Origin of the sequence: Pseudomonas sp. BN505, from assembly GCF_029873175.1 — a bacterium.
GTDB lineage: Bacteria > Pseudomonadota > Gammaproteobacteria > Pseudomonadales > Pseudomonadaceae > Aquipseudomonas > Aquipseudomonas putida.
On record NZ_SSOI01000070.1, the window covers coordinates 344,062 to 370,426 of the forward strand.

23 protein-coding genes and 1 pseudogene are annotated in these 26,365 nt (G+C 62.3%); 16 read left to right on the top strand and 8 right to left on the bottom strand.

Going from position 1 to position 26,365, the window contains the following annotated elements:
• Positions 1 to 104 precede the first annotated feature (104 nt).
• From E8E78_RS28150 to tsaA, 4 genes are all read left to right on the top strand, one after another.
• The gene (locus E8E78_RS28150) at positions 105 to 557 is read left to right on the top strand and encodes a GNAT family N-acetyltransferase (protein ID WP_049277698.1); all 453 of its coding nucleotides are present in this window, start codon (positions 105 to 107) and stop codon (positions 555 to 557) included.
• 77 nt (positions 558 to 634) lie between these two features.
• Entirely contained in the window at positions 635 to 1,345 is a 711-nt protein-coding gene (locus tag E8E78_RS28155; protein ID WP_049277699.1) for an rRNA pseudouridine synthase, read from the top strand.
• A gap of 47 nt (positions 1,346 to 1,392) precedes the next feature.
• Positions 1,393 to 1,854, top strand: a complete 462-nt coding sequence (locus E8E78_RS28160) for a DUF1456 family protein (protein ID WP_016498302.1) — start codon at positions 1,393 to 1,395, stop codon at positions 1,852 to 1,854.
• A 6-nt stretch (positions 1,855 to 1,860) separates the two neighbouring features.
• Complete coding sequence (gene tsaA / locus E8E78_RS28165; RefSeq protein WP_151326343.1) at positions 1,861 to 2,553, top strand: tRNA (N6-threonylcarbamoyladenosine(37)-N6)-methyltransferase TrmO; 693 nt, start codon at positions 1,861 to 1,863, stop codon at positions 2,551 to 2,553.
• Between the two features lie 74 nt (positions 2,554 to 2,627).
• Here tsaA and E8E78_RS28170 read toward each other — a convergent pair whose 3' ends face one another.
• The 4 genes from E8E78_RS28170 to E8E78_RS28185 form a co-directional block, all read right to left on the bottom strand.
• Complete coding sequence (locus tag E8E78_RS28170) at positions 2,628 to 3,950, bottom strand: dicarboxylate/amino acid:cation symporter (RefSeq protein ID WP_016488678.1); 1,323 nt, start codon at positions 3,948 to 3,950, stop codon at positions 2,628 to 2,630.
• A gap of 352 nt (positions 3,951 to 4,302) precedes the next feature.
• Complete coding sequence (locus E8E78_RS28175; RefSeq protein ID WP_049277703.1) at positions 4,303 to 5,649, bottom strand: ATP-binding protein; 1,347 nt, start codon at positions 5,647 to 5,649, stop codon at positions 4,303 to 4,305.
• The gene (locus tag E8E78_RS28180) at positions 5,646 to 6,323 is read right to left on the bottom strand and encodes a response regulator (protein WP_016498299.1); all 678 of its coding nucleotides are present in this window, start codon (positions 6,321 to 6,323) and stop codon (positions 5,646 to 5,648) included. Before E8E78_RS28180 ends, E8E78_RS28175 begins: the two co-directional genes overlap by 4 nt.
• A 132-nt stretch (positions 6,324 to 6,455) precedes the next feature.
• Positions 6,456 to 7,061 (bottom strand): outer membrane beta-barrel protein, encoded by a 606-nt coding sequence (locus E8E78_RS28185; protein ID WP_016488681.1) that lies wholly within the window; start codon positions 7,059 to 7,061, stop codon positions 6,456 to 6,458.
• Between the two features lie 129 nt (positions 7,062 to 7,190).
• Between E8E78_RS28185 and E8E78_RS28190 the strand changes: the two genes are divergently transcribed.
• Both E8E78_RS28190 and E8E78_RS28195 read left to right on the top strand, forming a co-directional pair.
• Entirely contained in the window at positions 7,191 to 7,985 is a 795-nt protein-coding gene (locus E8E78_RS28190) for a dienelactone hydrolase family protein (protein WP_049277705.1), read from the top strand.
• A 169-nt stretch (positions 7,986 to 8,154) separates the two neighbouring features.
• On the top strand, positions 8,155 to 8,856 hold the full coding sequence (locus tag E8E78_RS28195) for a 4'-phosphopantetheinyl transferase superfamily protein (protein ID WP_049277706.1): 702 nt from the start codon (positions 8,155 to 8,157) through the stop codon (positions 8,854 to 8,856).
• A 3-nt stretch (positions 8,857 to 8,859) separates the two neighbouring features.
• Here E8E78_RS28195 and E8E78_RS28200 read toward each other — a convergent pair whose 3' ends face one another.
• Both E8E78_RS28200 and E8E78_RS28205 read right to left on the bottom strand, forming a co-directional pair.
• Positions 8,860 to 10,467, bottom strand: coding sequence for an ATP-binding protein (locus E8E78_RS28200; protein WP_016498296.1), 1,608 nt, complete (start codon positions 10,465 to 10,467; stop codon positions 8,860 to 8,862).
• Entirely contained in the window at positions 10,464 to 11,162 is a 699-nt protein-coding gene (locus E8E78_RS28205) for a response regulator transcription factor (protein WP_049277708.1), read from the bottom strand. The genes E8E78_RS28200 and E8E78_RS28205 overlap by 4 nt, the downstream gene beginning before the upstream one ends.
• 749 nt (positions 11,163 to 11,911) lie before the next feature.
• Here E8E78_RS28205 and E8E78_RS28210 point away from each other — a divergent pair.
• The 3 genes from E8E78_RS28210 (at position 11,912) to E8E78_RS28220 (ending at position 16,821) form a co-directional block, all read left to right on the top strand.
• The gene (locus E8E78_RS28210) at positions 11,912 to 14,791 is read left to right on the top strand and encodes a ribonucleoside-diphosphate reductase subunit alpha (RefSeq protein WP_016498294.1); all 2,880 of its coding nucleotides are present in this window, start codon (positions 11,912 to 11,914) and stop codon (positions 14,789 to 14,791) included.
• Between the two features lie 138 nt (positions 14,792 to 14,929).
• Positions 14,930 to 15,061, top strand: a complete 132-nt coding sequence (locus E8E78_RS28215) for a hypothetical protein (protein WP_265411840.1) — start codon at positions 14,930 to 14,932, stop codon at positions 15,059 to 15,061.
• A gap of 509 nt (positions 15,062 to 15,570) precedes the next feature.
• A complete protein-coding gene (locus tag E8E78_RS28220; protein WP_016498293.1) occupies positions 15,571 to 16,821 on the top strand; it encodes a ribonucleotide-diphosphate reductase subunit beta in 1,251 nt (416 codons plus the stop codon).
• 1,093 nt (positions 16,822 to 17,914) lie between these two features.
• Here E8E78_RS28220 and E8E78_RS28225 read toward each other — a convergent pair.
• Together E8E78_RS28225 and E8E78_RS28230 are read right to left on the bottom strand one after the other, a co-directional pair.
• Positions 17,915 to 18,202: pseudogene (locus tag E8E78_RS28225) on the bottom strand (type II toxin-antitoxin system RelE/ParE family toxin).
• Positions 18,192 to 18,431 carry a type II toxin-antitoxin system RelB/DinJ family antitoxin gene (locus tag E8E78_RS28230; RefSeq protein WP_023047837.1) on the bottom strand — a complete coding sequence of 80 codons (240 nt, stop codon included), beginning with the start codon at positions 18,429 to 18,431 and terminating at the stop codon, positions 18,192 to 18,194. The pseudogene E8E78_RS28225 and the gene E8E78_RS28230 overlap by 11 nt, the downstream one beginning before the upstream one ends.
• 718 nt (positions 18,432 to 19,149) lie before the next feature.
• Here E8E78_RS28230 and E8E78_RS28235 point away from each other — a divergent pair.
• The 7 genes from E8E78_RS28235 (at position 19,150) to E8E78_RS28265 (ending at position 26,341) form a co-directional block, all read left to right on the top strand.
• Entirely contained in the window at positions 19,150 to 20,388 is a 1,239-nt protein-coding gene (locus E8E78_RS28235) for an OprD family porin (RefSeq protein WP_016498292.1), read from the top strand.
• A gap of 249 nt (positions 20,389 to 20,637) precedes the next feature.
• Entirely contained in the window at positions 20,638 to 21,444 is an 807-nt protein-coding gene (locus E8E78_RS28240) for an NAD(P)-dependent oxidoreductase (RefSeq protein WP_280314584.1), read from the top strand.
• Between the two features lie 26 nt (positions 21,445 to 21,470).
• Complete coding sequence (locus tag E8E78_RS28245) at positions 21,471 to 22,352, top strand: SMP-30/gluconolactonase/LRE family protein (protein ID WP_049275917.1); 882 nt, start codon at positions 21,471 to 21,473, stop codon at positions 22,350 to 22,352.
• Positions 22,353 to 22,416: 64 nt separating this feature from the next.
• Entirely contained in the window at positions 22,417 to 23,388 is a 972-nt protein-coding gene (locus E8E78_RS28250; protein WP_156858718.1) for a TRAP transporter substrate-binding protein, read from the top strand.
• A gap of 66 nt (positions 23,389 to 23,454) precedes the next feature.
• Positions 23,455 to 23,982: a TRAP transporter small permease gene (locus tag E8E78_RS28255; RefSeq protein ID WP_003254832.1), complete on the top strand. Its 528-nt coding sequence runs from the start codon at positions 23,455 to 23,457 to the stop codon at positions 23,980 to 23,982.
• Positions 23,983 to 25,263 carry a TRAP transporter large permease gene (locus tag E8E78_RS28260; protein WP_016488692.1) on the top strand — a complete coding sequence of 427 codons (1,281 nt, stop codon included), beginning with the start codon at positions 23,983 to 23,985 and terminating at the stop codon, positions 25,261 to 25,263. It begins immediately after the preceding gene.
• 154 nt (positions 25,264 to 25,417) lie between these two features.
• Entirely contained in the window at positions 25,418 to 26,341 is a 924-nt protein-coding gene (locus tag E8E78_RS28265; RefSeq protein ID WP_280314591.1) for a DMT family transporter, read from the top strand.
• The last annotated feature ends 24 nt before the right edge of the window (positions 26,342 to 26,365 follow it).

Sequence of the window (26,365 nt, forward strand, 5' to 3'; positions counted from 1 at the left end):
CTTAACTAATAGACCCCTGCGCCCCGCGCTTCAAGCGGCGCGCGAACAAGCCGACCGGTGGTTGGCCTGCTATGTTTTCCTGATCGCCATGGAGGACCACCGGCATGCCATCGCTACTGACGCTACAAACCCCGCACTTGCGCGACTACGGCGAGCTTGTGCAGGTGTGGGAGGACTCGGTACGTGCCACTCACGATTTCCTGCCAGAGGGCTACATTGTTTTACTGCGCGAGCAGGTACTGCGCCGCTACCTCGACGCAGTGATGCTGATCTGCTGCAGGGACCGGCAGCGCATCTGTGGCTTTGCCGGGGTCGCCAACGGGCGCGTGGACATGCTGTTTGTTGCACCGGACTACCGTGGCAAAGGGGTGGGCAAGCGCCTGCTGCACTATGCCATCGACGAGCTGAACGCCGAGCGCCTGGACGTCAACGAGCAAAACCCTCAGGCCTTGGGCTTTTACCTGCACGAAGGCTTCGAAGTAATTGGCCGATCGGAAACCGACGGCCTGGGGCAGCCCTACCCCCTCCTGCACATGCGCCTGAGCAAAACGGCGTAAATGACACAGATTCCCAGCCCCTCTGCCGCTCAGGCAGGTACAATGCTGGCCTTTCCCTGCCTTTGCGAATTGCCGTCATGTCCGAACCCGTCCGCCTGTCCAAACGCCTTATCGAGCAACTTGGCTGCTCTCGCCGCGATGCCGAGCTCTATATCGAAGGTGGCTGGGTCACGGTCGACGGCGTGGTGGTCGAGCAGCCGCAGTTCAAGGTAGAGGACCAGCGCGTCGAGCTGCTCCCGGGTGCCCGCGTCGAAGCGCTGGAGCCGGTAACCCTGCTGCTCAACCAGGCGGCCGGCGTGGACAGCGAAAGCGCCCGCGCCAGCATGAACATGGCCACCCTCAGCGAGGCGCACCGCGAAGGCGTGCGCGCCCTGCACGGGCACTTTAACCGCCAGGCCTGCGTGGCACCGCTCGAGCGTGGCGCCAGCGGCCTGCAGGTATTCACCCAGGACTGGCGGGTAAGCCGCAAGATCGAGGCCGACCTGCGTCGCCTGGAGCAGGAGTTCATTGTCGAAGTGCGCGGCGAGACCACACCTCAGGCGCTGGAACGCCTGGCGCGCGGTGCCACGCGCAATGACCGCGAGCTGCCCAAGGCCAAGGCCAGTTGGCAGAACGAGACCCACCTGCGCATGGTGCTGAAAAACCCCCAACCCGGGCAGATCGCCGAGCTGTGCGCCTACCTGCGCCTGGAGCTGGTAAGCATGCGACGCATTCGCTTGGGTGGTGTGTCGATGGGCAAGCTGCCCCTCGGCCAATGGCGCTACGTGGCGACTACCGAACGTTTCTAAGCAATACGCCACGCACAAGCGTGGCACCTGAACAGGATTCTGCAGCAATGAACCACAACGACGTCCTGCGCAGCCTGCGCTACATGCTCAAGGTGAACGACGCCAAGATGGCCGAGATCATCGGGCTTTCCGGCCTCGAGGTGAACCCTTTGGTATTGGCCACCTACCTGAAGAAAGAAGAAGAGGAAGGCTTCGTCCGTTGCCCTGATCGGGTGATGGCGCACTTCCTCGATGGCCTGGTAATCCACCGCCGTGGCAAGGACGACAGCCGCCCGCCACTGCCGGTCGAGCTGCCTGTGACCAACAACCTCATCCTCAAGAAGCTGCGGGTGGCCTTCGAGCTCAAGGAAGACGACCTGCACGTGATCCTCAAGTCGGTCAATTTCCCGGTCAGCAAGCCTGAACTGAGCGCGCTGTTCCGCAAGGCCGGCCACGAAAACTACCGCCCGTGCGGCGACCAGTTGCTGCGCAACTTCCTCAAAGGCCTGACCCAGCGCGTGCGCGGCTAAGTGGCCATGCAGCATACGGTTGCACCCGTCGGCATCGTCCGCTCCTGCTTCAAGGAGAAATTCGCCATCCCGCGCCAGCCCCAACTGGCGCCTGCTGCGCGGGGCGTGCTCGAACTGCTGCCGCCGTTCGACCAGGGTGATGCGGTCGAAGGCCTGGAGCAGGTCAGCCATGTCTGGCTGCTGTTCCTGTTTCACCAGGCCCTCGAGGACAAGCCGCGCCTGAAAGTGCGGCCACCGCGTCTGGGCGGCAACAAGAGCATGGGGGTGTTCGCCACCCGTGCCACCCACCGGCCAAACGGCATCGGCCAGTCGGTAGTGCGCCTGGAGGGTGTGGAGCCTGGGCGCCTGTGGCTATCCGGGATCGACCTGCTCGATGGCACGCCGGTACTGGACATCAAACCCTATGTACCGTATGCCGACAGCGTCGCACACGCCAGCAACCAGATGGCCAACGCAGCGCCCGCCGCGATTGCCGTGCAGTGGGGCGACAACGCCCTGCCCCAGGCCCGCGAGCATGCACTGCGGCTGGCTGAACCGCTGGTAGAACTGATCGAACAATGCCTGGCGCAAGACCCGCGCCCGGCCTACCAGGTACCACCAGCCGAGCGGGTGTACGGGGTGAAGTTCTGGGATGTGCAGGTGAGGTGGCATTACCCTCAGCCGGAGGTGATCCGGGTGTTGGAGGTGGTGCTGGCCTGACCGCCCACCGACGCGAACAGCGCACATGAAAAAGGCGACCCTAGGGTCGCCTCTTTCGTTCTATAGCCGCGCGATCAGCGAGCCGGGCCTTCGGCCACGCCCAGGTCATCGGTCGGACGGGTATCGACCAGCGGTGCACCACCGGAGGCGAGCTCCGAGGCCAGCTTGTCGTTGTCCATTTCCTTGACCCACTTGGCCACGACCACGGTGGCAACGGCGTTGCCCACCAGATTGGTCAGTGCGCGGGCTTCGGACATGAAGCGGTCGATGCCGAGGATCAGCGCCAGGCCAGCTACCGGCAGGTGGCCAACAGCCGACAGGGTGGCGGCCAGCACGATGAAGCCCGAACCGGTGACGCCGGCAGCACCTTTGGAAGCCACCAGCAGCACCAGCAGCAGGGTGATCTGGTGGGTGATGTCCATGGTGGTGTCGGTGGCCTGGGCGATGAACACCGCAGCCATGGTCAGGTAGATCGAGGTGCCGTCCAGGTTGAACGAGTAACCGGTCGGAATAACCAGGCCGACGACCGACTTCTTCGCGCCCAGGCGCTCCATCTTGGCCAGCATGCGTGGCAGGGCCGATTCCGAGGAGGAAGTACCCAGCACGATCAGCAGCTCTTCACGGATATAGCGGATCAGCTTGAGCACGCTGAAGCCGTGGGCGCGGCAGATACCGCCCAGCACCACCAGCACGAACAGCAGGCAGGTGATGTAGAAGCACGCCATCAGGTAGCCCAGTTGCACCAGCGAACCCACGCCGTACTGGCCGATGGTGAAGGCCATGGCGCCGAAAGCACCGATCGGGGCAAGCTTCATGATCATGTTGATGATGTTGAACATGACATGGGCGAAGCGGTCGATCATGTCCAGCAACGGCTTGCCGTAGCTGCCCAGGCGGTGCAGGGCAAAGCCGAACAGCACCGAGAACATCAGCACCTGCAGGATGTCGCCGTTGGCGAAGGCACCCACCACGGTGTTGGGGATGACATTGAGCAGGAAGCCGACGGTGGTCTGCTGGGCGCCGGCGGCGGCGTAGGCGGCCACGCTGCTGGCGTTCAGGGTGCTGACGTCGATGTGCATGCCAGCGCCCGGCTTGACCACGTTGACGACGACGAGGCCGATGATCAGGGCGATGGTGGAGACGATTTCAAAGTACAGCAGCGCGTAGCCGCCAGTCTTGCCGACCGACTTCATGCTCTGCATGCCGGCGATGCCGCTGACCACGGTGCAGAAGATGATCGGGGCAATGACCATCTTGATCAGTTTGACGAAGCCGTCACCCAAGGGTTTGAGGGCGACGCCCGTTTCCGGGTAGTAGTGGCCGAGCAGGATGCCGATGGTGATGGCAACGATCACCTGGACATACAGGGATTTGTACAGCGGCTGACGTGTCGTCATGGCTCATTTTCCTCAAGTGTGCCGGTTCACCCTTCCCAGGGTGATGGGGCACCTGAATCGCTAACCCTCCTGCACTTGGAGGGATTTGTCGTTGTGTTCGAGCTGCCTGGGCAGGCCTCTGCGAAGATCAATAGCAAAGGTGGTGCCAAAATGCCCATGAAGGGTGCAAGGGCCCTATTTGCTAGGGATAAATGCCCAACGACAGGGCGATTTGCCTGAGGAAGGCTGGCGGATTTCCGCCCGGTGGCGGTTTTTGTACAGAGGGGATGGCGGGAATCCGCCCTGCATTCGAAGCCTGTGCGATCCCTGTGGGAGCGGGTTTACCCGCGAATGGGCCGGTACAGGGTACAAATCAGTCCAGGTGGAAAGTGATCCTGAACGCCGCGCCACCCAAGGGCGAATCCGTCAGGCTGAGCTCAGCGTCATAGCTGTCGACAATGTCCTTGACCACCGCCAGCCCGATCCCCTGCCCGGGGTGCTGGCTGTCCAGCCGCTCGCCGCGCTCCAGAATGCGCTCACGCTGGTCGGCCGGCACCCCCGGCCCATCGTCCTCGATACATAAGGCCAGCTGCCCGGGCGCCTGCTCAAGGCTCACCCGCACCTGGCCCAGGCTCAGGCGGTAGGCGTTTTCCAGCAGGTTGCCGAGCATTTCCAGCAAGGCGCCCTGCTCCATCGGCACCTGCGCGGCATCGGGCAGTTCCAGCGTCACGTTCACCCGCTTGTCCCGGTACACCTTGGCCAAGGTGCTGCACAGGCTGTCGAGCAACGGCCGCAGCCTCACGCTGTGGCGCACCAGGCCGCTCTTGCGCAGGCTGGCGCGTTGCAGCTGATAGTCGATCTGCTGGCTCATGCGCTCGATCTGGCTTTGCAGCACCCGCGCCTGCTCGCGCTCACCGCTGCGCTGCTGCAGGCTTTCGCCCACGCCTTGCAACACCGCCAGCGGCGTCTTCAGGCTGTGCGCCAGGTCGTCCAGCGAGTCGCGGTAGCGCGTGCGCTGCTCACGTTCACTGCGCAACAGGCGGTTGAGCGAACGGGTGAGGCGCAGCAGCTCGCGCGGGTGCTCGCCGCTCAGGCCATCGCGCGCGCCCGACTCCACTTCATCCAGCTCGTGGCTAAGCCGGCGCAACGAGCGCAGGCCCCAGGTCAGGCCAGCCCATAGCAGCACCATCAGCGCCAGCAAGGCTGCACCAAAGCCCAGGTAGAGCTTCTCGCGCAGGCCATTGAGGGTGGCCTTGTACTCGCTCACCGGCTGCAGGGCGACAATGCTGTAGGCGGCACTCTGGCCACCCAGCAGCTTTACCTCGACGTCGTAGACAAAAAACTCTTCGCCATCTGCTTGATGAATGCGGGCGAACTCATTGCCGCGCCCGTCATAGCGCGGGCGGTAGTTGATGTGCCGGTCGGCGGTGGCCCGCGACTGCCAGACCAGGTTGCCGTCGCGGTCGAAGATATAACCGAGCAGGCCCGTGTACGGCAGATTATAGCGCTCGTCCGGCAGCAGGGCCGGCATCTGCAACTGACCATGCTCGATGCGCGCGGCGGAAATCAGCGTGGTCACATCCGAAGCCAGGCGCTGCTCGATCGACTCCTGCAGCGCCAGGCTGAAGGCCTTCTGCAAGGCCGGCAGCAGCGCGAGCATGAACAGCAAGGCCAGTACTGCGGCGGCCAGCATCAGGCGTACCCGCAGCGAGCGGATCATCGGCAGCGCTCGGTAAACAGGTAGCCCAGGCCGCGCACGGTGTCGATGGGTTTGAAGCCGTGCTCGCCCTCAAGCTTGCGGCGCAGGCGGCCGACCAGTACTTCGATGACATTGGGGTCGCGCTCCTCGTCGCCTGGGTACAACTGCTCCATCAGGCGATCCTTGGCCACCACCTGCTGATGATGGCGCATCAGGTATTCGAGAATGCGGTACTCGTAGGCGGTCAGCGCCAGGGGCTGGTCGTCGAGGGTGGCCTGCTTGCGGTTGAGGTCGAGTACCAAGGGGCCTGCGGCGATGGTCGACTGGGTGAAGCCGCTGGAGCGGCGCAACAGGGCATTCAGCCGCGCTTCGAGCTCTTCGAACTGGAACGGTTTGACCAGATAGTCGTCGGCACCGGCGGCCAGGCCCTCGACCTTGTCCTGCCAGTTGCCGCGGGCGGTGAGGATGAGAATGGGGAAAGTCTTGTCCTGGCTGCGCAGGCGCGTGATCAGTTCCAGGCCACTGATACCGGGCAGGCCCAGGTCGATGATGGCGAGGTCGAAGTGGTACTGCCCGGCCTGGTACAGCGCCTCCTCGGCATCGGCGACCGCCTCGACCACATGGCCGCTTTCGCCCAGGCGGGTGTAGAGGTGATGGCGAAGCAGGGCTTCGTCCTCGACCACCAGCAGTTTCATGTGCAGCTCCTTAATGTGTATTGCCTGTACCGGCCTCTTCGCAGCACAAGGCTGCTCCTACAGGGGGTGGTATTCCTGTAGGAGCAGCCTTGTGCTGCGAAAGGGCCGGTACAGGATAACGCGGCTCGCCCGTCAGAACTTGTAGGAAGCAGCCAGGTATGTCTGCGCGCTGCTGGTCAGACGCAGGGTGCCGTCCTTCGGCCCGCCATGCGCGCCCACTTCGGTCGCGGCATTGGTGCGCAGGTAACGGTAGCCCAGTTCCACCGAAGCCTTGTCGGTGATGTCCTGGATCACACCGGCCTGCAGGCCGTAGGCATAACCGTAGTCGGTATCCCGGCTGGCGCCTGGCGAGTCCTGGGTGAGCTTGGTCATGCCCAGGCTGCCACCGCCGAACAGTTTGGTGGTATCGCCCACCGGCAGGAACAGGTCGTAGCTGCCCAGCAGGTTTTCCTGGCGCAACTTCAGGCCACTGTGGTCACCCGAGACGTTGTCGTAGGTCATGTAGTAGCGGCCCTGATCGTTGATCTTGCCCACACGTACACCCCAGGTGTCATCCTTGCCGATGATGCCATCGGCATTGAGCTGGTCGGTGTTGCGCTGCAGCAGGCCGGACTTGCGAACCTTGTCGCTGGTCTGGCCGTAGGTGAGGCTGGCGAAGTTGTCGTCGGCGGCCTGGGCAGTGGTGATGCCAGCGGCGCAGACGGCCATGGCGGCAAGCAGGGTGTTGAAGGTTTTCATGGCTGGTGACTCCAGTTGGGTGCGCTGTTTCGGTCTGGAAGCTAGAGTAAGGAGGGCACCCTGAACCGCGACTGAACCCTGGCTGAACCTCGGCTGAACGAACTGTCTGCAAGACAAGGAGTAGTAAAGATGCGTGCCCTGCTGGCCCTGACCCTGATGTGCAGCGCCTCCCTCGCCCAAGCGGCGGTAGTGACCCGTGAAATTCCCTACCAGGGCGACAACGGCAAACGTTTGATCGGCTACTACGCCTATGATGATGCAGTCCAAGGCAAGCGCCCGGGCATCGTCGTGGTACATGAATGGTGGGGGCTGAATGACTATGCCAAGCGCCGCGCCCGTGACCTCGCGGCCTTGGGTTACAGTGCGCTAGCCATCGACATGTATGGCGATGGCAAGCAGACCGAACATCCGCAGGATGCCCAAGCATTCATGGCCGAAGCGATGAAAGACCCGGCGGCTGCCGCCGAGCGCTTCGACGCCGGCCTGAAACTGCTGGAACTACAGCCTTACACCGACAAGAGCAGCTTAGGTGCCGTCGGTTACTGCTTCGGCGGCAAGGTGGTGCTCGATGCAGCACGACGCGGGGTGGATAAACTCGATGCAGTGGTGAGCTTCCACGGCGCACTGGCTACACAGAAGCCGGCCCAGGCCGGCAAAGTGAAGGCCTATGTACTGGTCGAGCACGGCGCCGCAGACAGCATGGTCACCCAAGACCAGGTCAATGCGTTCAAAGCGGAAATGGACGCCGCCAAGGTCAACTACCAGTTCGTCAACATTCCTGGCGCCAAGCATGGCTTCACCAACCCGGATGCCGACCGCTTGAGCCATGGTGAGCATGGCGGGCCGGACATTGGCTACAACAAGGCTGCGGACGAGAGCTCTTGGGCGGATATGCAGGCGTTCTTCAAGCAGGTGTTCAAATAAGGATTGTCGGGGGCCGCTGTGCGGCCCATCGCCAGCAAGCCAGCTCCCGCAAACACAGCGCAAACCTCAAGCCCTGCGCAACACCTCTGGGAGCTGGCTTGCCGGCGATGGGCTGCGCTGCAGTCCCCTGCTATTCCACCTCCCACACAGCCGCTGGCACAATAGCGCCATGAACACTCTCCCCGCCTGCTGCGCCCCGCTCCAGCACCACTGGCCCTTGCCTCGCCCGCTGCCCGGCGCGGTGCTGGTCAGTTGCACCTTCGACCCTGCCCGCCTGGCACCCGACGACTTCCAGCGCGCCGGCGTCGTGCCCAGTGCCAGCCTGCAGCGCTCGGTGGCCAAGCGCCAGGCTGAGTACCTGGCAGGTCGCGTATGCGCGCGCGCGGCGCTGCAGCGCCTGGACGGTCGCGACTACGTGCCCGGCACCCATGAGGACCGCTCGCCGATCTGGCCGGCGGGCGTTCGCGGCTCGATCACCCACGGCAAAGGCTGGGCCGCTGCCGTAGTCGCCGCCGAGGGCAGTTGCCAGGGCCTGGGCCTGGATCAGGAGGCCTTGCTGGATGACGAACGCGCCGAACGGCTGATGGCCGAAATCCTCACCCCGCCCGAGCTCGAACGCCTGGACCGCCGTCAACTCGGCCTGACGGTCACCCTGACCTTCTCGCTGAAGGAAAGCCTGTTCAAGACCCTCTACCCGCTGACCCACCAGCGCTTCTATTTCGAACACGCCGAAGTGCTGGACTGGTCCACCGAAGGCCTGGCCCGCCTGCGCCTGCTCACCGACCTGTCGCCGCAGTGGCGCCAAGGCGCCGAGTTGCAAGGCCAGTTCTGCCTGCAGGACGGCCACCTGCTCAGCCTGGTCAGCGTCTGACCTTTACTGTGGCGCTTGCTGGCGTGGCCAGTTCAGGCTGAAGCAGGCGCCACCCAACGCTTCGCTGCGCCCCACCGTCGCCCGGCCCGTGTGCCAGTAAATGATTCGCCGCACGATCGACAGGCCCAGGCCGTGCCCACCCGAAGCACGGGTGCGGCTGTCGTCCAGGCGGGTGAACGGGGTGAAGATACGGTCCCAGAAGCCCTCGGGGATCCCCGGGCCGTCATCTTCGACATCAATGCGGCACCGCTGCTGCCCCAACTGGTAACTCACGCGCACCTCAGAACCGGCATGGCGCATGGCGTTGCCGACCAGGTTCTGCAGTGCCCGGTGCAAGTACCGCGGCTCGGCCTCGACCCAGGCGCCTTCGGCATCCGCGCCCTGGCAGTCGCCGCGCACTACCCGCACCTCGGCACGCAACGGTGCCAGCTCTTCGATCACCCGCGCGAGCAGGGCGTCCAGGTCGACCCGCTGGAACTTCAAAGCCGGCGCGCCTTGCTCCAGGCGGGCGTAGGTCAGCATTTCGTCGACCAGCTTGTCGAGGTCCTGGATATCCCCGTCCATGCCGGCCAGATGCTTGGCCCGTGCCTGTTCGGTGGTGGCACTTTCGATCATTTCCAGGCCAAAGCGCAGGCGCGCAACCGGCGTACGCAACTCGTGGGACACCGCCCGCACCAGCTCGCGCTGCATGCTCAGCGAGCGCTGCAGGTGCTCGGCCATGCCGTTGAAGGCGGCAGCCAGGCGCCCTACCGAGTCGGCGTCGCCTGCGGGCACGCGGGTGTCCAGGCTGCCCTGGGCGATGCGTGTGGCGGCAATCTCCAGGCCCGACACGCGGCGCTCCAGCTGGCGCACCAGCAGGTAGACCACCAGGCCGATCAGGCACAGGCCAAGGAAGGCAATCAGGATCAGCAACTGCGGCGGATACGGGTTGAGCTGGTACAACGGGCCTATTTCCAGCACCCAGGGCGAGCCAGCCAGCCCGGCAAACACACGTATCGAGTCGCCATCCTTGCCCAGCGCCATGACCGTGTCGCCCTCCTCGACCCGACGCCGCTGGTCATCGTCCAGGCTTACCCGCTCGATGCGCTGCAGCGCGACGCCAAAGCCAAAGCCCTTCTCCTGCTTGATCTGGGCCAGCCGCTGCTGCTGCTCGGTGATCGGGTAGCGCACCAGTTCGTCGGCCAACAGATACAGCGTGGCCCGCGCCAGTTGCTCGCTTATCTGTTTGATCTGCGCCACCAGCATCAGGTCTTCCTGGCCGACCTTGCGCAGCACTTGCGCCGCATGCGGGCCTGTCTTCTCGACCACCACCAGGCCGCGATACAGGCGCGCCCGCTGGCCGCCGTCGAGGCTGCGCGCAGTCATCGGCTGCAGCGCCAGCGGCACACCGAGCAATCGCTCCCAGATCAGCAGCGAGCGCTTGCGTTCGGTTGCATTCTGCTGCGCCAGGTTGTCAGCCATCAGGCTGAACGTGCCTTGGGCCAGGCCCTCGCGGTGCTGGGCGGCGCGCACTTCGTTGACCAGGTGCAGGGTGAGCACGCCGAGCAGCGCCACCAGCACCAGCACAGCCAGCATGCCACCGTAGATACGCAGAAAGATCGAGTTGTTCATGGCGCTTCGCCGACAAACAGGTACCCCTTGCTGCGCAGGGTCTTGATCAGCCGTGGCTGAAGCGGGTCATCGCCGATCTTGGGGCGGATTTTCGAGATACGGATGTCGATGGAGCGGTCCTGGCCGTCGTAGCCCACGCCACGCAACGCGGTGAAGATCTGTTCGCGGGTCAGTACCCGGCCGGCGTTGCTGGCCAGCAGCCAGAGCAGGTCGAATTCGGCGCCGGTCAGCTCGATCAGCTGTTCACCCAGGCGCGCCTCGCGCAGTCGGTTGTCGATACGCAGTTCGCCAAAGGTCACCTCCTGGCGCTTGCTGTCCACGGCTTCGCTGCGCCGCAGCAGGGCCTGGATACGCGCCAGCAGCAGGCGTGGGCGTACCGGTTTGCAGACGTAGTCGTCGGCACCCAGGTCCAGGCCCTGGACCTGGTCGAGTTCGTCGCTGCGTGCGGTGAGCATGAGGATCGGCCCGGGGTACTGGCTGCGCACCCGGCGGCAGATGCTCAGGCCGTCCTCGCCAGGCAGCATGAGGTCGAGGATGACCAGGTCGGGCTGGCTGTCGACGATACGCCGCGCGGCACGGGCGCCATCCCCCTCCACCGCGACTTCGAAGCCGTTGGCCTGCAGGTACTCGGCGGTGAGCTCGGCCAGGCGCTGGTCGTCTTCGACAATGAGGATGCGGGGGATGGGGTGGTCCATGGCTTTGGCCTTGTTGTTCTTGGGATCGTGTAAGGGCAGTTGAGAGTATGGCTGTAGATGGGTGGCGCCTGCGAGACCAAGCGCCGCGCGGGCGGCGCTCGATCTCCCAGGCACCCCAGATCTTCAGACATGCACTACCGCCCCCTGAACTGAACCGTTTTTTGTGACAGGTATCCCGCCCGAAAAAAACTGCCCAAGGGCGTCACCACGCAGAAAAATACTGCAAACCACTTGGCACAAGGCCTACAGCGAATACCCACCATTCACTCACAAAGTACGCACACGTTATCCACAGGCGCTCGCCTTGCAAAGCCCCCAATACCGCATTATCTTGTATCCCGAACGCAGCGAACCACTACATATAGGGGTTCGTGCAAAATCACACACAAAAGTCAACCCGCAAAATCAAGCGATTTTCCGGGCTGAACTTCAGGTGATTTCAGCAGCCAAACCGCTCCTGCGGAGGCGACCGAGGCAAGCCCTTTCAGGGCGTTGTTCGGGTATGAGTGTTGCAGGCAACGCCTGGCACTCATCAGCACCGGTTTTTGGGATGTACCCAGAACCTTTGACTTCGGCCAGGGAGCGGCAAGCTATTGCCCCTTATTCCTGAGTCTGTCCCGAAGTCGGTACGCCCGTGCGGGCGGATGCGCATGCACTGCGCATCCCCGCCGGGTCATCGAGCAAGTGGACGGAACGGTGGGCGCCCAAAAGGCGCCTGAACAATATAGAAACTGTGGAGACACCCACCCATGCAAACCGACACAACTCGCGAGAACCCGCAGGCCAAGGTGCCGCAGGCCGCCGATTCCAACCAGGATCTGGCCGCCACCGCCCCTGGCCAACTGCGCGTGATCAAGCGTAACGGTACTGTCGTCCCCTACACCGACGACAAGATCACCGTTGCCATCACCAAGGCGTTCCTTGCAGTTGAAGGCGGCACCGCCGCCGCTTCGTCGCGCATCCACGACACCGTCGCGCGCCTGACCGAGCAGGTTACCGCCACGTTCAAGCGTCGCATGCCATCGGGTGGCACCATCCACATCGAAGAAATCCAGGACCAGGTAGAACTGGCCCTGATGCGCGCCGGCGAGCAGAAAGTTGCCCGCGACTACGTGATCTACCGCGACCAGCGCGCCAAGGAGCGTGCCACCCGCGCCAACACCGACGCCGTGGTCGAGCCGCACCCGAGCATCCGCATCACCCTGGCCGACGGCAGCCTGGCGCCGCTCGACATGGCCCGCCTGAACACCATCATCAGCGAAGCCTGCGAAGGCCTGGCCGAAGTCGATGGCGACCTGATCCAGCGCGAAACCCTGAAAAACCTGTACGACGGCGTTGCCATCAAGGACGTCAACACCGCCCTGGTGATGACCGCCCGTACCCTGGTAGAGCGCGAGCCGAACTACTCGTTCGTTACCGCCCGCCTGCTGATGGACACCCTGCGCGCCGAAGGCCTGGGCTTCCTGAATGTAGCCGACAGCGCCACCCACCACGAGATGGCTGACCTGTACGCCAAGGCCCTGCCGGCCTACATCGCCAAAGGTATCGAGTTCGAGCTGCTGAACCCGGCCCTGGCCGACTTCGACCTGGAAAAACTGGGCAAGGCGATCAACCACGAGCGCGACCAGCAGTTCACCTATCTGGGCCTGCAAACCCTGTACGACCGTTACTTCATCCACAAGGATGGCGTGCGCTTCGAGCTGCCTCAGGTGTTCTTCATGCGTGTGGCCATGGGCCTGGCGCTGGAAGAGAAAGACAAGGAAGCCCGTGCGATCGAGTTCTACAACCTGTTGTCGTCCTTCGACTACATGGCCTCGACCCCGACCCTGTTCAACGCCGGTACCCTGCGCCCGCAGCTGTCCAGCTGCTACCTGACCACCGTGCCAGACGACCTGTCGGGCATCTACCACGCGATCCACGACAACGCCATGCTGTCGAAATTCGCCGGTGGCCTGGGCAACGACTGGACCCCTGTGCGTGCACTGGGCTCCTACATCAAGGGCACCAACGGCAAGTCCCAGGGCGTCGTCCCGTTCCTGAAAGTGGTCAACGACACCGCCGTTGCCGTGAACCAGGGTGGCAAGCGCAAAGGCGCTGTATGCGCCTACCTGGAAACCTGGCACCTGGACATCGAAGAATTCATCGAGCTGCGCAAGAACACCGGTGATGACCGCCGTCGTACCCACGACATGAACACCGCCAACTGGATCCCTGACCTGTTCATGAAGCGTGTCTTCGATGACGGCAAGTGGACCCTGTTCTCGCCTTCGGAAGTGCCAGACCTGCACGACCTGACCGGCAAGGCCTTCGAAGAGCGCTACGAGTACTACGAAGCCCTGACCGAGTACAACAAGATCAAGGTGTTCAAGACCATCCAGGCCAAAGACCTGTGGCGCAAGATGCTGTCGATGCTGTTCGAGACCGGCCACCCGTGGCTGACCTTCAAGGACCCGTGCAACCTGCGTTCGCCGCAGCAGCACGTAGGCGTGGTCCACAGCTCGAACCTGTGCACCGAGATCACCTTGAACACCAACAAGGACGAGATCGCGGTCTGCAACCTGGGCTCGATCAACCTGCCGAACCACATCGTCGACGGCAAGCTGGACACCGTTAAGCTGCAACGCACCGTGAACACTGCCGTGCGCATGCTCGACAACGTGATCGACATCAACTACTACTCGGTGCCGCAAGCGCGTAACTCGAACCTCAAGCACCGTCCGGTCGGCCTGGGCATCATGGGCTTCCAGGACGCCCTGTACCTGCAGCACATCGCCTACGGCTCCGACGCTGCCGTCGAGTTCGCCGACAAGTCGATGGAAGCGGTCAGCTACTTCGCGATCCAGGCGTCCTGCGACCTGGCCGACGAGCGTGGTGCCTACGAGACCTTCCAGGGTTCGCTGTGGTCCAAAGGCATCCTGCCGCTGGATTCGCAACAGATCCTGATCGAGGCCCGTGGCCAGAAGTACATCGACGTCGACCTGAACGAGACCCTGGACTGGGCACCGGTGCGTGCTCGCGTACAAAAAGGTATTCGTAACTCGAACATCATGGCCATCGCGCCAACCGCGACCATCGCCAACATCACCGGCGTGTCGCAGTCGATCGAGCCGACCTACCAGAACCTGTACGTGAAATCGAACCTGTCGGGCGAGTTCACCGTGATCAACCCGTACCTGGTCCGTGACCTGAAGGCCCGCGGCCTGTGGGACTCGGTCATGATCAACGACCTGAAGTACTACGACGGTTCGGTGCAGCAGATCGAGCGTATCCCGCAAGAGCTGAAAGACCTGTACGCCACCGCGTTCGAAGTCGAGACCAAGTGGATTGTCGACGCTGCTTCCCGTCGCCAGAAGTGGATCGACCAGGCTCAGTCGCTGAACCTGTACATCGCGGGTGCATCGGGCAAGAAGCTGGACGTTACCTACCGCATGGCCTGGTACCGTGGCCTGAAAACCACCTACTACCTCCGTGCCCTGGCCGCGACCAGCACCGAGAAGTCGACCATCAACACCGGCAAGCTCAACGCCGTTTCCAGCGGTGGCGACAGCGCCCCGGTCCAGGCAGCCGGCCCGGCGCCAGTGCCAAAGGCCTGCGCGATCGACGAGCCTGACTGCGAAGCCTGCCAGTAAGGCCTGAATGCCGCGCGGGGTGCCTACGGGTGCCCCGCGCGGCATTTTTGTATCCGTGCCCCAGAGAAACCTTGCCCTTTGCCCACCGCTCGTGCGGCTCGGTAAAAGAACAGGACCTCTCAAACAGGACGCAAGCCCATGGCGCGGAAAAAAGTGGCAACTCGCAAGATTGGTCGCAATGCTGAAACCGGCCGTTTTACCTCGGTAGAAGTCGCACGCAAACACCCCAAGACGCATGTCGTCGAAACGCTGCGCAGCCACCGCTGCTAGTGATGTGTGCCCGGGCCTCATCGCCGGCAAGCCAGCTCCCAGAGGTACTGCATCGGCCTGCGGTCAGGCGCGGTGCCTTTGGGAGCTGGCTTGCCGACGATGAGGCCCGGGCACACAACACAACCCGTCATAAACACTATATGGTGTGTCTCACAATTTAAACTGGCACAAGATATAGGTTGGCGCTACACTCTCCCCCCGTAGAAGAACACAGCCATTTCGTGAACGGATGCACGCAAAACCGGTCGAAAAAGTTACCCTCGCCCGCAAGACATGCGCCCCGATCGAAGGTGAATTCCGGTATACTTTGCGCCCTCTGAAAAGAGCGCCATTCAATTGTCCTGGCCCCTCCCTGAGGCCTGGCCAGGTACAAGCCAGAACACATTCAGATGTAAACGAGAGTCAGCCTCTCGAGCTGTCCATTCGCCGTTACCGGCCTTGCGTCAGGCATCACATTTTTTAAAATCCAACCGGTTGCCCCAGGGCGACCCTCAAGCAGGAGCCAAACCATGCTGAGCTGGGACGAATTCGATAACGAAGACGGCGAAGTAGCCGCTAAAGGCAACACCCCTGCGCAGGCCGCTGCCGCCGCCACCCTCGACAAGCTCGACAGCGCCGGTGGTGCCGCCGCTCTGGAAGCTCGCGCTGCTACCGCGTCTGACTCCGAAGCCGTCAAACGTGCCAAAGCTGCCCTCGACGCCCTCGACGTGGCCGAAGGCCTGGCCGAGCTGGAAGGTTCATCTGCCCGTGTCGCGGTAGACGAAAAGCGCATGATCAACTGCCGCGCCGACCTGAACCAGCTGGTGCCGTTCAAGTATGACTGGGCCTGGCAGAAGTACCTGGACGGCTGCGCCAACCACTGGATGCCGCAAGAGGTCAACATGACCGCCGACATCGCCCTGTGGAAGAGCCAGGACGGCCTGACCGAAGACGAGCGCCGCATCGTCATGCGCAACCTCGGCTTCTTCTCCACCGCCGACTCGCTGGTTGCCAACAACCTGGCCCTGGCTGTGTACCGCCTGATCACCAACCCGGAGTGCCGCCAGTACATCCTGCGCCAGGCCTTCGAAGAGGCGATCCACACCCACGCCTACCAGTACTGCATCGAGTCGCTGGGCATGGATGAAGGCGAGATCTTCAACATGTACCACGAGATCCCGTCGGTCGCTAAAAAAGCCGCCTGGGGCCTGAAGTACACCCGCGCCATTTCCGACCCGGAATTCAACACCGGCACCGTCGAAACCGACAAAGAGCTGCTGCGCAACCTGATCGCCTACTACTGCGTCCTGGAAGGCATCTTCTTCTACTGCGGCTTCACCCAGATCCTGTCCATGGGCCGCCGCAACAAGATGACCGGCGTCGCCGAGCAGTTCCAGTACATCCTGCGTGACGAGTCGATGCACCTGAACTTCGGTATCGACGTGATCAACCAGATCAAGATCGAGAACCCGCACCTGTGGGATGCGGCGATGAAGGAAGAAGCGACCCAGATGATCCTGCAAGGGACCCAGCTGGAGATCGAATACGCCCGAGACACCATGCCACGCGGAGTGCTGGGCATGAACGCGGCGATGATGGAGGATTACCTCAAGTTCATTGCCAACCGTCGCCTGACACAGATCGGCCTGAAGGAAGAGTATCCAGGGACTACCAACCCGTTCCCATGGATGAGCGAGATCATGGACTTGAAGAAAGAGAAAAACTTCTTTGAGACGCGCGTGATTGAGTATCAGACGGGTGGGGCGTTGAGCTGGGACTGATCGTCCGGGCTGAGCATCGAGAAGGCTGCCGAATGGCAGCCTTTTTATTGGCACTTCCGAAAACTCGAAAAAACCCCAGAGCTCACTTCACCAGGCACGCCGCTTAATCCATTTATCCTTGATATACTTTGACGCAAACTCAACCTCAGGAAACATGGTGCGAGAGTTTATATTTAACGCATCCAACTGCTTAACAAGCGACCATTTCCTGTCAGCCGGCACAATTATTTTCCTAATATTAAACCCAACTGACTTCTCCAGCCCCTTGCACTTCAATAAGCCAGCAGCTATAAAAGCGCCTGACTGGGCTATCACTTGCCTATTATGCCTCCAGCATGAGCTGACTAAACATGGCATATTCTGCGCCGCCCTGAAGCCCACGCAGGACTGATGGTTTCAGATCCCAACTAAGATCAGCCTGACCACGATATCAGCGAACCGAGTTCCGATGTTTAGAACCGAGCCCAAAGACCTCATTCAAATAGGAGCTTACATCCTTGCCCCAGATATCATCGCGCAAATTCACCATCCAATCGTCCGTAACTCACCTATAGAAATTGTTGTAACTTCGTCAATTCCATTGTTGATAGAAAATTCACCTCGAACAGCGAAGCCGAGCAATATCACTAAGCCATCATTCGCGCCAGATCCAATCACTCAATTGACTGCTGGGCTTTTTCATTAGATTCCAATCATGCTGGCCGGGGAAGTGGAACTGCCGGGGCCGGTGGAGAAGCGCAAATTGAGTTGGCGAGAGTGTGCGCAGCGGGCGCTTCGGATGCATGGGGTTTAGCGGGCAATTTTGCCTGTGCTGGCCTCTTCGCGGGTGAACCCGCTCCCACAGAGATCGCAGTTTGCCGGGGTTACCTGGCAAGCTGGTCTGCCTGACTTAGCAATGAGCCCTCTGGGCTGACAGAGGACCTGTGGGAGCGGGTTCATTGAGGCGTCGAGCCGCCGCGAACACCGGCGCAGCCGGTGCCATACACCGAGTCGGATTCTTCGCGGGCATGCCCGCTCCCTCAGAAGTAGAGCTCCAGCTTTGGGGTTGTGTTTACCTGAGATTGCAGCCTTGGGACTGTTAAATTCTTGAAGCCTACTCAAGGCGCTCAGCAGCCTTTTTGTAAGCTTGGTCTCTTTCACGGCGATCGACAGCGACGACAAAAACCACGATCTCTTGGTCAATGACCTGATAAACCAGCCTATACCCGCTGCTGCGAAGCTTTATCTAGTAGCAATCTGGCAGCGAGTGAAGGCGGTTTGCCTCGATTCGAGGGTTCAGCAGGACCTCTGCCAGTTTCTTCTTGAACTGCTGACGCACGGTATCGCCCAGCTTCTTCCACTCTTTCAATGCGCGGGCATCGAAGTCGAGGCTATAGGTCATCCAGCTGGACCCTCACGCGCTGCGCAGAAGCAAGCCGCTCTTGTACGGTAGCAATCAGGTCTTCATCTTCCTCGGTCATCAAGACTGGCCTGAAGGGTAGCTTGCCCCGCTCAGCTACATATTGCAGAGCCTGTCGCATGAGTTCGGAGGGGGTTACACCGAGGCGCTCGAGCTCTTTGTAGGCGCGGGCTTTGAGATCATCGTCGACGCGGATGTTGATGGAAGCCATGACTTGGCCCTCATGTAAAGACGACTGTGATTAGATGCACTGATCTTGGGGATTCTGCAATGGCGGATTGTTTGCCGGGGCCGCTGTGCGGCCCTCTCGCGGCACAAGGCCGCTCCTACAGGGAATCGCGTAGCAGGGGGGATGTGCCAAGATAGCTGGTGGCCGTGGCGCCAGGGAGCGCTTGATATCAGTCGGGGAGCATTGCGAAAAAGGAAGAGGCCCCGCCCACGCCGACAGGAGGGGTACGGCACCAACGAGGATGCCGGGACTGGACATGCCAGTCTACGTGGTCGAGGGCGAGGCCAGATCTGAAGATAGCGCAGGCTAGCGGCAGGGTCCACAGCCAATCGGATTTGGTTTGTAAACCATGTCCCGCGTACGGGCCGTGGAATGCAGCGACTGGGACCCTCCCTGCTCAGCTATCAGCCGTTGACAGCCCGCCTCCCCCTTGCTAATAATCGCCCACAGTTGTACGACAACACATAACAAAAACAACAATCAGTGGACGATCCTATGTCGACACCCATCCCGTTCCACCCACGTCTGTTGCATACCCCTCTTCACCCGGCCAGCTCGCGTACACCTGCCAGTACGTAGCGACGGGTTACCGCGCATTCACCGCTGGCCCTCACCGGCCCGTTAACTACCCGCCCCTGCCGCAGGCCGCTTGTGCGTGCCCGGTGGACGGGCTGCCATACCCTTCGGGAGCACAACAATAATGAGAATCTGCCATACCCTGCCTTTCGCCCTGCTTGGCGCCGGGGTCATCGCCGGCCTGCCGGGCACCAGCCTGGCTGCGGGCTTTGTCGAGGACAGCAAGGCCACCCTCGGGCTGCGCAACTTCTACATCAACCGCAACTTCACCAACCCCAGCAACCCGCAAAGCAAGGCCGAGGAGTGGACGCAAAGCTTCATTCTCGATGCCCGTTCGGGGTTCACCGAGGGGCCGGTCGGGTTCGGCGTGGATGTGTTGGGGCTGTGGTCGGTCAAGCTCGACGGCGGCGGCGGGACCTACGGCACGGCGTTGCTGCCCCGCCATGACGATGGCAAGCCGGCAGACGACTACGGGCGCCTGGCGGTGGCGGGCAAGGCGCGTATTTCCAAGACCGAGCTGAAGATTGGTGAGTGGATGCCAGTGCTGCCGATTCTTCGCTCGGACGACGGTCGCTCGTTACCGCAGACATTCCGAGGCGGGCAGGTCACCTCCAATGAAATCGCAGGGCTGACCCTGTACGGCGGCCAGTTCCGCGGCAACAGCCCGCGTAACGACGCCAGCATGGAAGACATGAGCTACGGCGCTGGCGTGTCGGACCGGTTCAACTTCGTCGGCGGCGAGTACAAGTTCAACCAGGACCGCACGCTGGTGGGCCTGTGGAATGCGGTGCTGAAGGACGTGTACCAGCAACAGTACCTGCAACTGAGCCACAGCCAGCCGGTGGGTGACTGGACCCTGGGTGCCAACCTGGGCTACTTCCATGGCGATGAGGACGGCTCCGAACGCGCTGGCGAACTGGACAATAAAACCTACTCGGGGATGTTCTCGGCCAAGTACGGCGGCAGCACGTTCTGGGTGGGGCTGCAGAAAGTCGATGGCGATACCTGGATGCGGGTCAACGGCACCAGTGGCGGGACTTTGGCCAACGACAGTTACAACTCCAGCTTCGACAATGCCAACGAGCGTTCGTGGCAGGTGCGTCATGACTTCAACTTTGTGACCGTCGGGGTACCGGGGCTGACCCTGATGAACCGCTATATCAGCGGGCGCGACGTGCACAGCGGGGTGGTGACCGATGGTAAGGAGTGGGTGCGTGAAACGGAGTTGGCGTACGTGATCCAGAGCGGGGCATTCAAGGACCTGAGCGTGAAATGGCGAAATTCGTCGATTCGGCGGGATTACAGCAATAACGAGTTCGATGAGAACCGGTTGATCTTTAACTACCCGTTGTCGCTGCTGTAAAGCTTGACGCCGGCCCTTGTAGGAGCGGCCTTGTGTCGCGATCGGGGAGCGAAGCGCCCCCAGGATCTTGGCCTTAACGCAGGATTGCCGGGGCCGCTTTGCGGCCCTTTCGCGACACAAGGCCGCTCCTACAAGGACCGCGCATAACGCCAAACAGTCATTGAGTTGTCATTGACAACAGCCGAATCCACCGCCAATAATCAGCAAAGTCATACGACAACCTACAACAATTAACAACAAGAGCCGGCCATGACCACTACCCCCCTCAATCGCCTGCTGCTCACCGGAGCCGCAGGCGGCCTGGGCAAGGTCCTTCGCGAACGCCTGCAAGGCTACGCCGAGGTCCTGCGCCTTTCCGATATCAGCCCGATGGCACCTGCTTCAGGCCCGCATGAAGAGGTAATTACCTGCGACCTGGCCGACAAGGCTGCGGTACATGCGCTGGTTGACGGCGTTGATGCCATCATCCACTTCGGCGGTGTGTCCACCGAGCATTCCTTCGAAGACATCCTCGGGCCAAACATCTGCGGCGTGTTCCATGTTTACGAGGCCGCACGCAAGCATGGCGTGAAGCGCATCATCTTCGCCAGCTCCAACCACACCATTGGCTTCTACCGCCAGGACGAGCGCATCGACGCCCACTCGCCGCGCCGCCCCGACAGCTACTACGGGCTGTCCAAGTGCTACGGCGAGGATGTAGCCAGTTTCTACTTCGATCGCTACGGCATCGAGACCGTCAGCGTTCGCATCGGCTCTTCGTTCCCGCAACCGCAGAACCCGCGCATGCTCTGCACCTGGCTGAGCTACGACGACCTGGTGCAATTGATCGAGCGCGGGTTGTTCACGCCCGACGTTGGCCACACCATCGTCTACGGCGCCTCCGATAACCGCACCGTGTGGTGGGACAACCGCTATGCCGAGCACCTTGGCTATGAGCCCAAGGACAGCTCCGAGCGCTTCCGCGCCGCTGTGGAAGCCCAGCCGGCGCCCGCCGCGGATGACCCGAGCATGGTCTACCAGGGCGGCGCTTTCGCCGTGGCCGGCCCGTTCAACTAAACCCACGCACGCCAGGAGGCACGGCCATGAACTGCGAACTGATTGTCGACGCCCGCAACGGCACCGGCGAAAGCCCCGTGTGGCACGCCAGCGAACAGGCCCTGTATTGGGTCGACATTCCTGCCCGCCAGTTGCACCGCTGGCAGGCGACTGATGGCAAGCACCAGTTCTGGCAAGGCGACGAGATGCTGGCCTGCATCGCCCGCAGCGGTCAGGGCTGGGTTGCGGGTATGGAAAGCGGCATCTTCCAGCTCCAGGCCAAGGCGGACGGCAGCCTGGACAGCCGGCTGCTCAGCAACGTGCAGCACGCCCAGACCGGCATGCGTTTCAACGATGGCCGCTGCGACCGTCAGGGCCGCTTCTGGGCCGGGACCATGCTGCTGGACATGCAGCAAGGTGCTCACGTGGGTGCACTGTACCGCCATGATGGAGAGGGCCAGCTGCACCTGCAGCAAGACGGCATGATCGTACCCAACGGACTGGCCTTCAGCCCCGACGGCACGCGCATGTACCTGTCCGACTCGCACCCAAACGTGCAGAAGGTCTGGGCTTTCGACTACGACATCGACAGCGGCACGCCTTACAACAAGCGGCTGTTCGTCGACATGCGCGGCTACCCCGGGCGCCCCGACGGCGCCGCTATCGACCAGGATGGCTGCTACTGGGTCTGCGGTAATGACGCCGGGCAGATCCATCGCTTCACCCCTGAGGGCCGCCTTGACCGCTCACTGAGCGTGCCGGTGAAAAAGCCGGCAATGTGCGCCTTTGGCGGCGCCAACCTCGACACCCTGTACGTCACCTCCATCCGCCCCGCAGGCACAGACCTCAGCGACCAGCCCCTGGCTGGCGGGGTATTTGCGCTCAACCCTGGCACCAAGGGCCTGGAGGAACCTGCCTACCGGGGCTGACGCCCCTTGCCGCACCCACACTTGCACACACGAAACCGGATAATAAAAACCAAGGAGTTTCATCATGACATTCAAACGCAAGCTGCTCCTTGCCGTACTCCCGTTCGCCTTCAGCGTGGCCATGCCTGCTTCGGCACTGGACATCAAGTTCGCCGAAATTCACCCAGCCGGCTACCCGACCGTGGTCGCCGAACAGAACATGGGTAAAAAGCTGGAACAGGCCAGCAATGGCGACATCACCTTCAAGATGTTCGCCGGCGGTGTGCTGGGCTCGGAAAAGGAAGTGATCGAACAGGCACAGATCGGCGCCGTGCAGATGACCCGTGTCAGCTTAGGGATCGTCGGCCCGGTAGTACCGGATGTGAATGTGTTCAACATGCCGTTCGTGTTCCGCGACCATGATCACATGCGCAAGATCATCGACGGCGAGATCGGCCAGGAAATCCTCGACAAGATCACCAACTCCGATTTCAACCTGGTGGCCCTGGCCTGGATGGACGGCGGCTCGCGCAGCATCTATACGAAAAAACCGGTACGCAGCCTGGAAGACCTCAAGGGCATGAAGATTCGCGTGCAGGGCAACCCGCTGTTCATCGACATGATGAACGCCATGGGCGGCAACGGCATCGCCATGGACACCGGGGAAATTTTCAGCGCCTTGCAGACAGGGGTGATCGATGGCGCCGAGAACAACCCGCCTACCCTCCTTGAGCACAACCACTTCCAGAGCGCCAAGTACTACACCCTGACCGGCCACCTGATCCTGCCGGAACCTGTAGTGATGTCCAAGACCACCTGGAACAAACTCAGCTCCGAGCAGCAGGCACTGGTGAAGAAGGTCGCGCGTGAGGCGCAGATGGAAGAGCGTGCACTGTGGGACGCCAAGTCCGCCGCCAGCGAAGAGAAACTCAAGGCCGCTGGTGTCGAGTTCATTACCGTGGACAAGAAGCCGTTCTATGACGCCACCGCTTCGGTACGCGAGAAGTACGGCGCGCCGTACGCCGACCTGATGAAGCGTATCGACGCCGTCCAGTAATACCAGCCCCTTCCAAGACGACCTCGGCAGTGCGGCGCCCGCCGCCCTGCCGCTTTGGTGATGCCTATGAAATCGCTTTTCCTGAGCGTGAACGACACGCTGTACCGCAGTTGCATCTGGATCGCGGGCCTGTCGATCCTGGCCATGACGCTGATCATCCCGTGGGGCATCTTCGCCCGCTACGTGCTGGGCACCGGCTCCAGTTGGCCAGAGCCAGTCTCGATCCTGCTAATGGTGGTGTTCACCTTTGTTGGTGCCGCCGCCAGCTATCGCGCTGGCGCGCATATGGCGGTGGGGATGATTACCGACCGCTTGCCGCCGCTGCAGCGCCAGCTGGTCGCCCTGCTGGTACAACTGCTGATGATCGTGGTGTGCGTGTTCATGACCTATTACGGCACCCGGCTGTGCATCACCACCTGGAACCAGTCGCTGGCCTCGCTGCCCGGCGTGCGGGTGGGCATGACCTACGCGCCGATCCCGGTCGGCGGCGTGCTGACGCTGGTGTTCGTGCTGGAAAAACTCCTGCTGGGCGATCAGAGCAACCGCAAGGTCGTGCGCTTTGATCTGGTCGAAGAAAACGAAGGAGCTGCGTAAATGGAAGCGTTCATTCTGTTGGGCAGTTTCATCGTGCTCATTCTGATCGGCATGCCGGTGGCCTACGCCCTGGGCCTGTCGGCGCTGATCGGCGCCTGGTGGATCGACATCCCGCTGCAGGCGATGATGATCCAGGTGGCCAGTGGGGTTAACAAGTTCTCGCTGCTGGCCATTCCATTCTTCGTGCTGGCCGGCGCGATCATGGCCGAAGGCGGCATGTCACGGCGGCTGGTGGCCTTTGCCGGGGTGTTGGTGGGTTTCGTGCGTGGCGGCCTGTCGCTGGTCAACATCATGGCCTCGACCTTCTTCGGTGCGATTTCAGGCTCGTCGGTAGCCGATACCGCCTCGGTGGGCTCGGTGCTGATCCCGGAGATGGAGCGCAAAGGCTACCCGCGCGAGTTCTCCACCGCCGTGACCGTCAGTGGCTCGGTGCAGGCGCTGCTGACCCCGCCCAGCCACAACTCGGTGCTGTACTCGCTGGCGGCGGGCGGCACGGTATCCATTGCCTCGCTGTTCATGGCGGGGGTGATGCCTGGCTTGCTGCTGAGCGCGGTGATGATGGGCCTGTGCCTGATCTTCGCGAAGAAGCGCAACTACCCCAAGGGCGAAGTGATCCCGCTGCGCCAGGCGTTGAAAATTGCCGGTGAGGCGCTGTGGGGCCTGATGGCCATGGTCATCATCCTCGGCGGCATCCTGTCGGGCGTGTTCACCGCGACCGAATCGGCAGCCGTGGCAGTGGTGTGGTCATTCTTCGTGACCATGTTCATCTACCGCGACTACAAATGGCGCGACCTGCCCAAGCTGATGCACCGCACGGTACGGACCATCTCCATCGTGATGATCCTGATCGGCTTTGCCGCCAGCTTCGGCTACGTGATGACGCTGATGCAGATCCCGTCGAAGATCACCACGGCGTTCCTGACCCTGTCGGACAACCGTTACGTGATCCTGATGTGCATCAACTTCATGCTGTTGCTGCTGGGTACGGTGATGGACATGGCGCCGTTGATCCTGATCCTCACGCCGATCCTGCTGCCGGTGATTACCGGTATTGGTGTAGACCCGGTGCACTTCGGCATGATCATGCTGGTGAACCTGGGGATCGGGCTAATAACGCCACCGGTGGGCGCAGTGCTGTTCGTGGGCTCGGCCATCGGCAAGGTGAGCATCGAGTCGACGGTGAAGGCGCTGCTGCCGTTCTACCTGGCGCTGTTCCTGGTGCTGATGGCGGTTACTTACATTCCCGCCATCTCCCTGTGGCTACCTAGCGTGGTGCTGTAACTGTAATCGGGGCCGCTCTGCGCCCCATCGCCGGCAAGCCAGCTCCCACAGGATTGTGCAGCCTTCCAGCCCTGCGCACCCCCTGTGAGAGCTGGCTTGCCGGCGATGGGCTGCAAAGCAGCCCTCTGGTTCTTTCTGCAAATGGATCCTGCACATGGCTGTTCCCTCCTCGGCAGTACCTCTATTCCCGCGCAAATTGGCCATCGCCCTGCTCGCCCTGCTGGCCTGTTCATTCGCAGGCAACCACATCGCCGCGCGCATCGCCTTCGATGACGGCACCGGCGTGCTGCTGGCGATTCTCTGCCGCTCAGGCATCACCTTGCTAGTACTGGCCTGCCTGCTGTTGTGGCAACGCCAGGCGCTGGGCCTGCCGGCAGGCACGCGGCACTGGCAGCTGCTGCTGGGCCTGCTGATCGCCACCCAAAGCCTGTGCCTGTACTCGGCGGTGGCGCGCATTCCGGTAGCCCTGGCGCTGCTGGTGGGCAACACCTTCCCGATGCTGCTGGCGCTGCTCACCTGGGCGCTGGGTGGCGCACGCCCCACCGGCCGCACCGTGCTGTTCATGGGCCTGATCCTGTGCGGCCTGGTGCTGGCGCTGGATGTGCCGGCACGCCTTGCCGACAGCGACACGGCCAAACCGCACTGGGCGCTAGGGGTCGGCCTGGCCTTCGGCGCCGCCTGTGCCTTCGCCTGCGCCTTGTGGATCACCGACCACAAGCTGGCCAGCGTGCGCGGCCCTGTGCGCAGCCTGCTGACCTTGCTGATCGTGTTCTCCAGCATGCTGGTTGCAGGCGCAAGCGGCGTGATGCCGTCCGGCTTGTCACTACCTGGCAGCAGCGCCGGCTGGGTGGCCTTGGCCAGCCTGGTGGTGCTGTATGGCCTGGCCTTTACCTTGCTATTCGTGTGTGTGCCAAGGCTGAACATGGCGCAGAACGCGCCGGTGATGAACGTCGAACCCATCGCCACGCTGTTGCTGGGCTGGGCGTTGCTCGACCAGCAGCTCGGCAACCTGCAATTACTCGGCGGCGCCGTGGTGGTGTGCGGCATCGTGCTGCTCACCTACCGTCGGGCCAGTTGATTGTTCATGTGAAAGGAGCCTTGA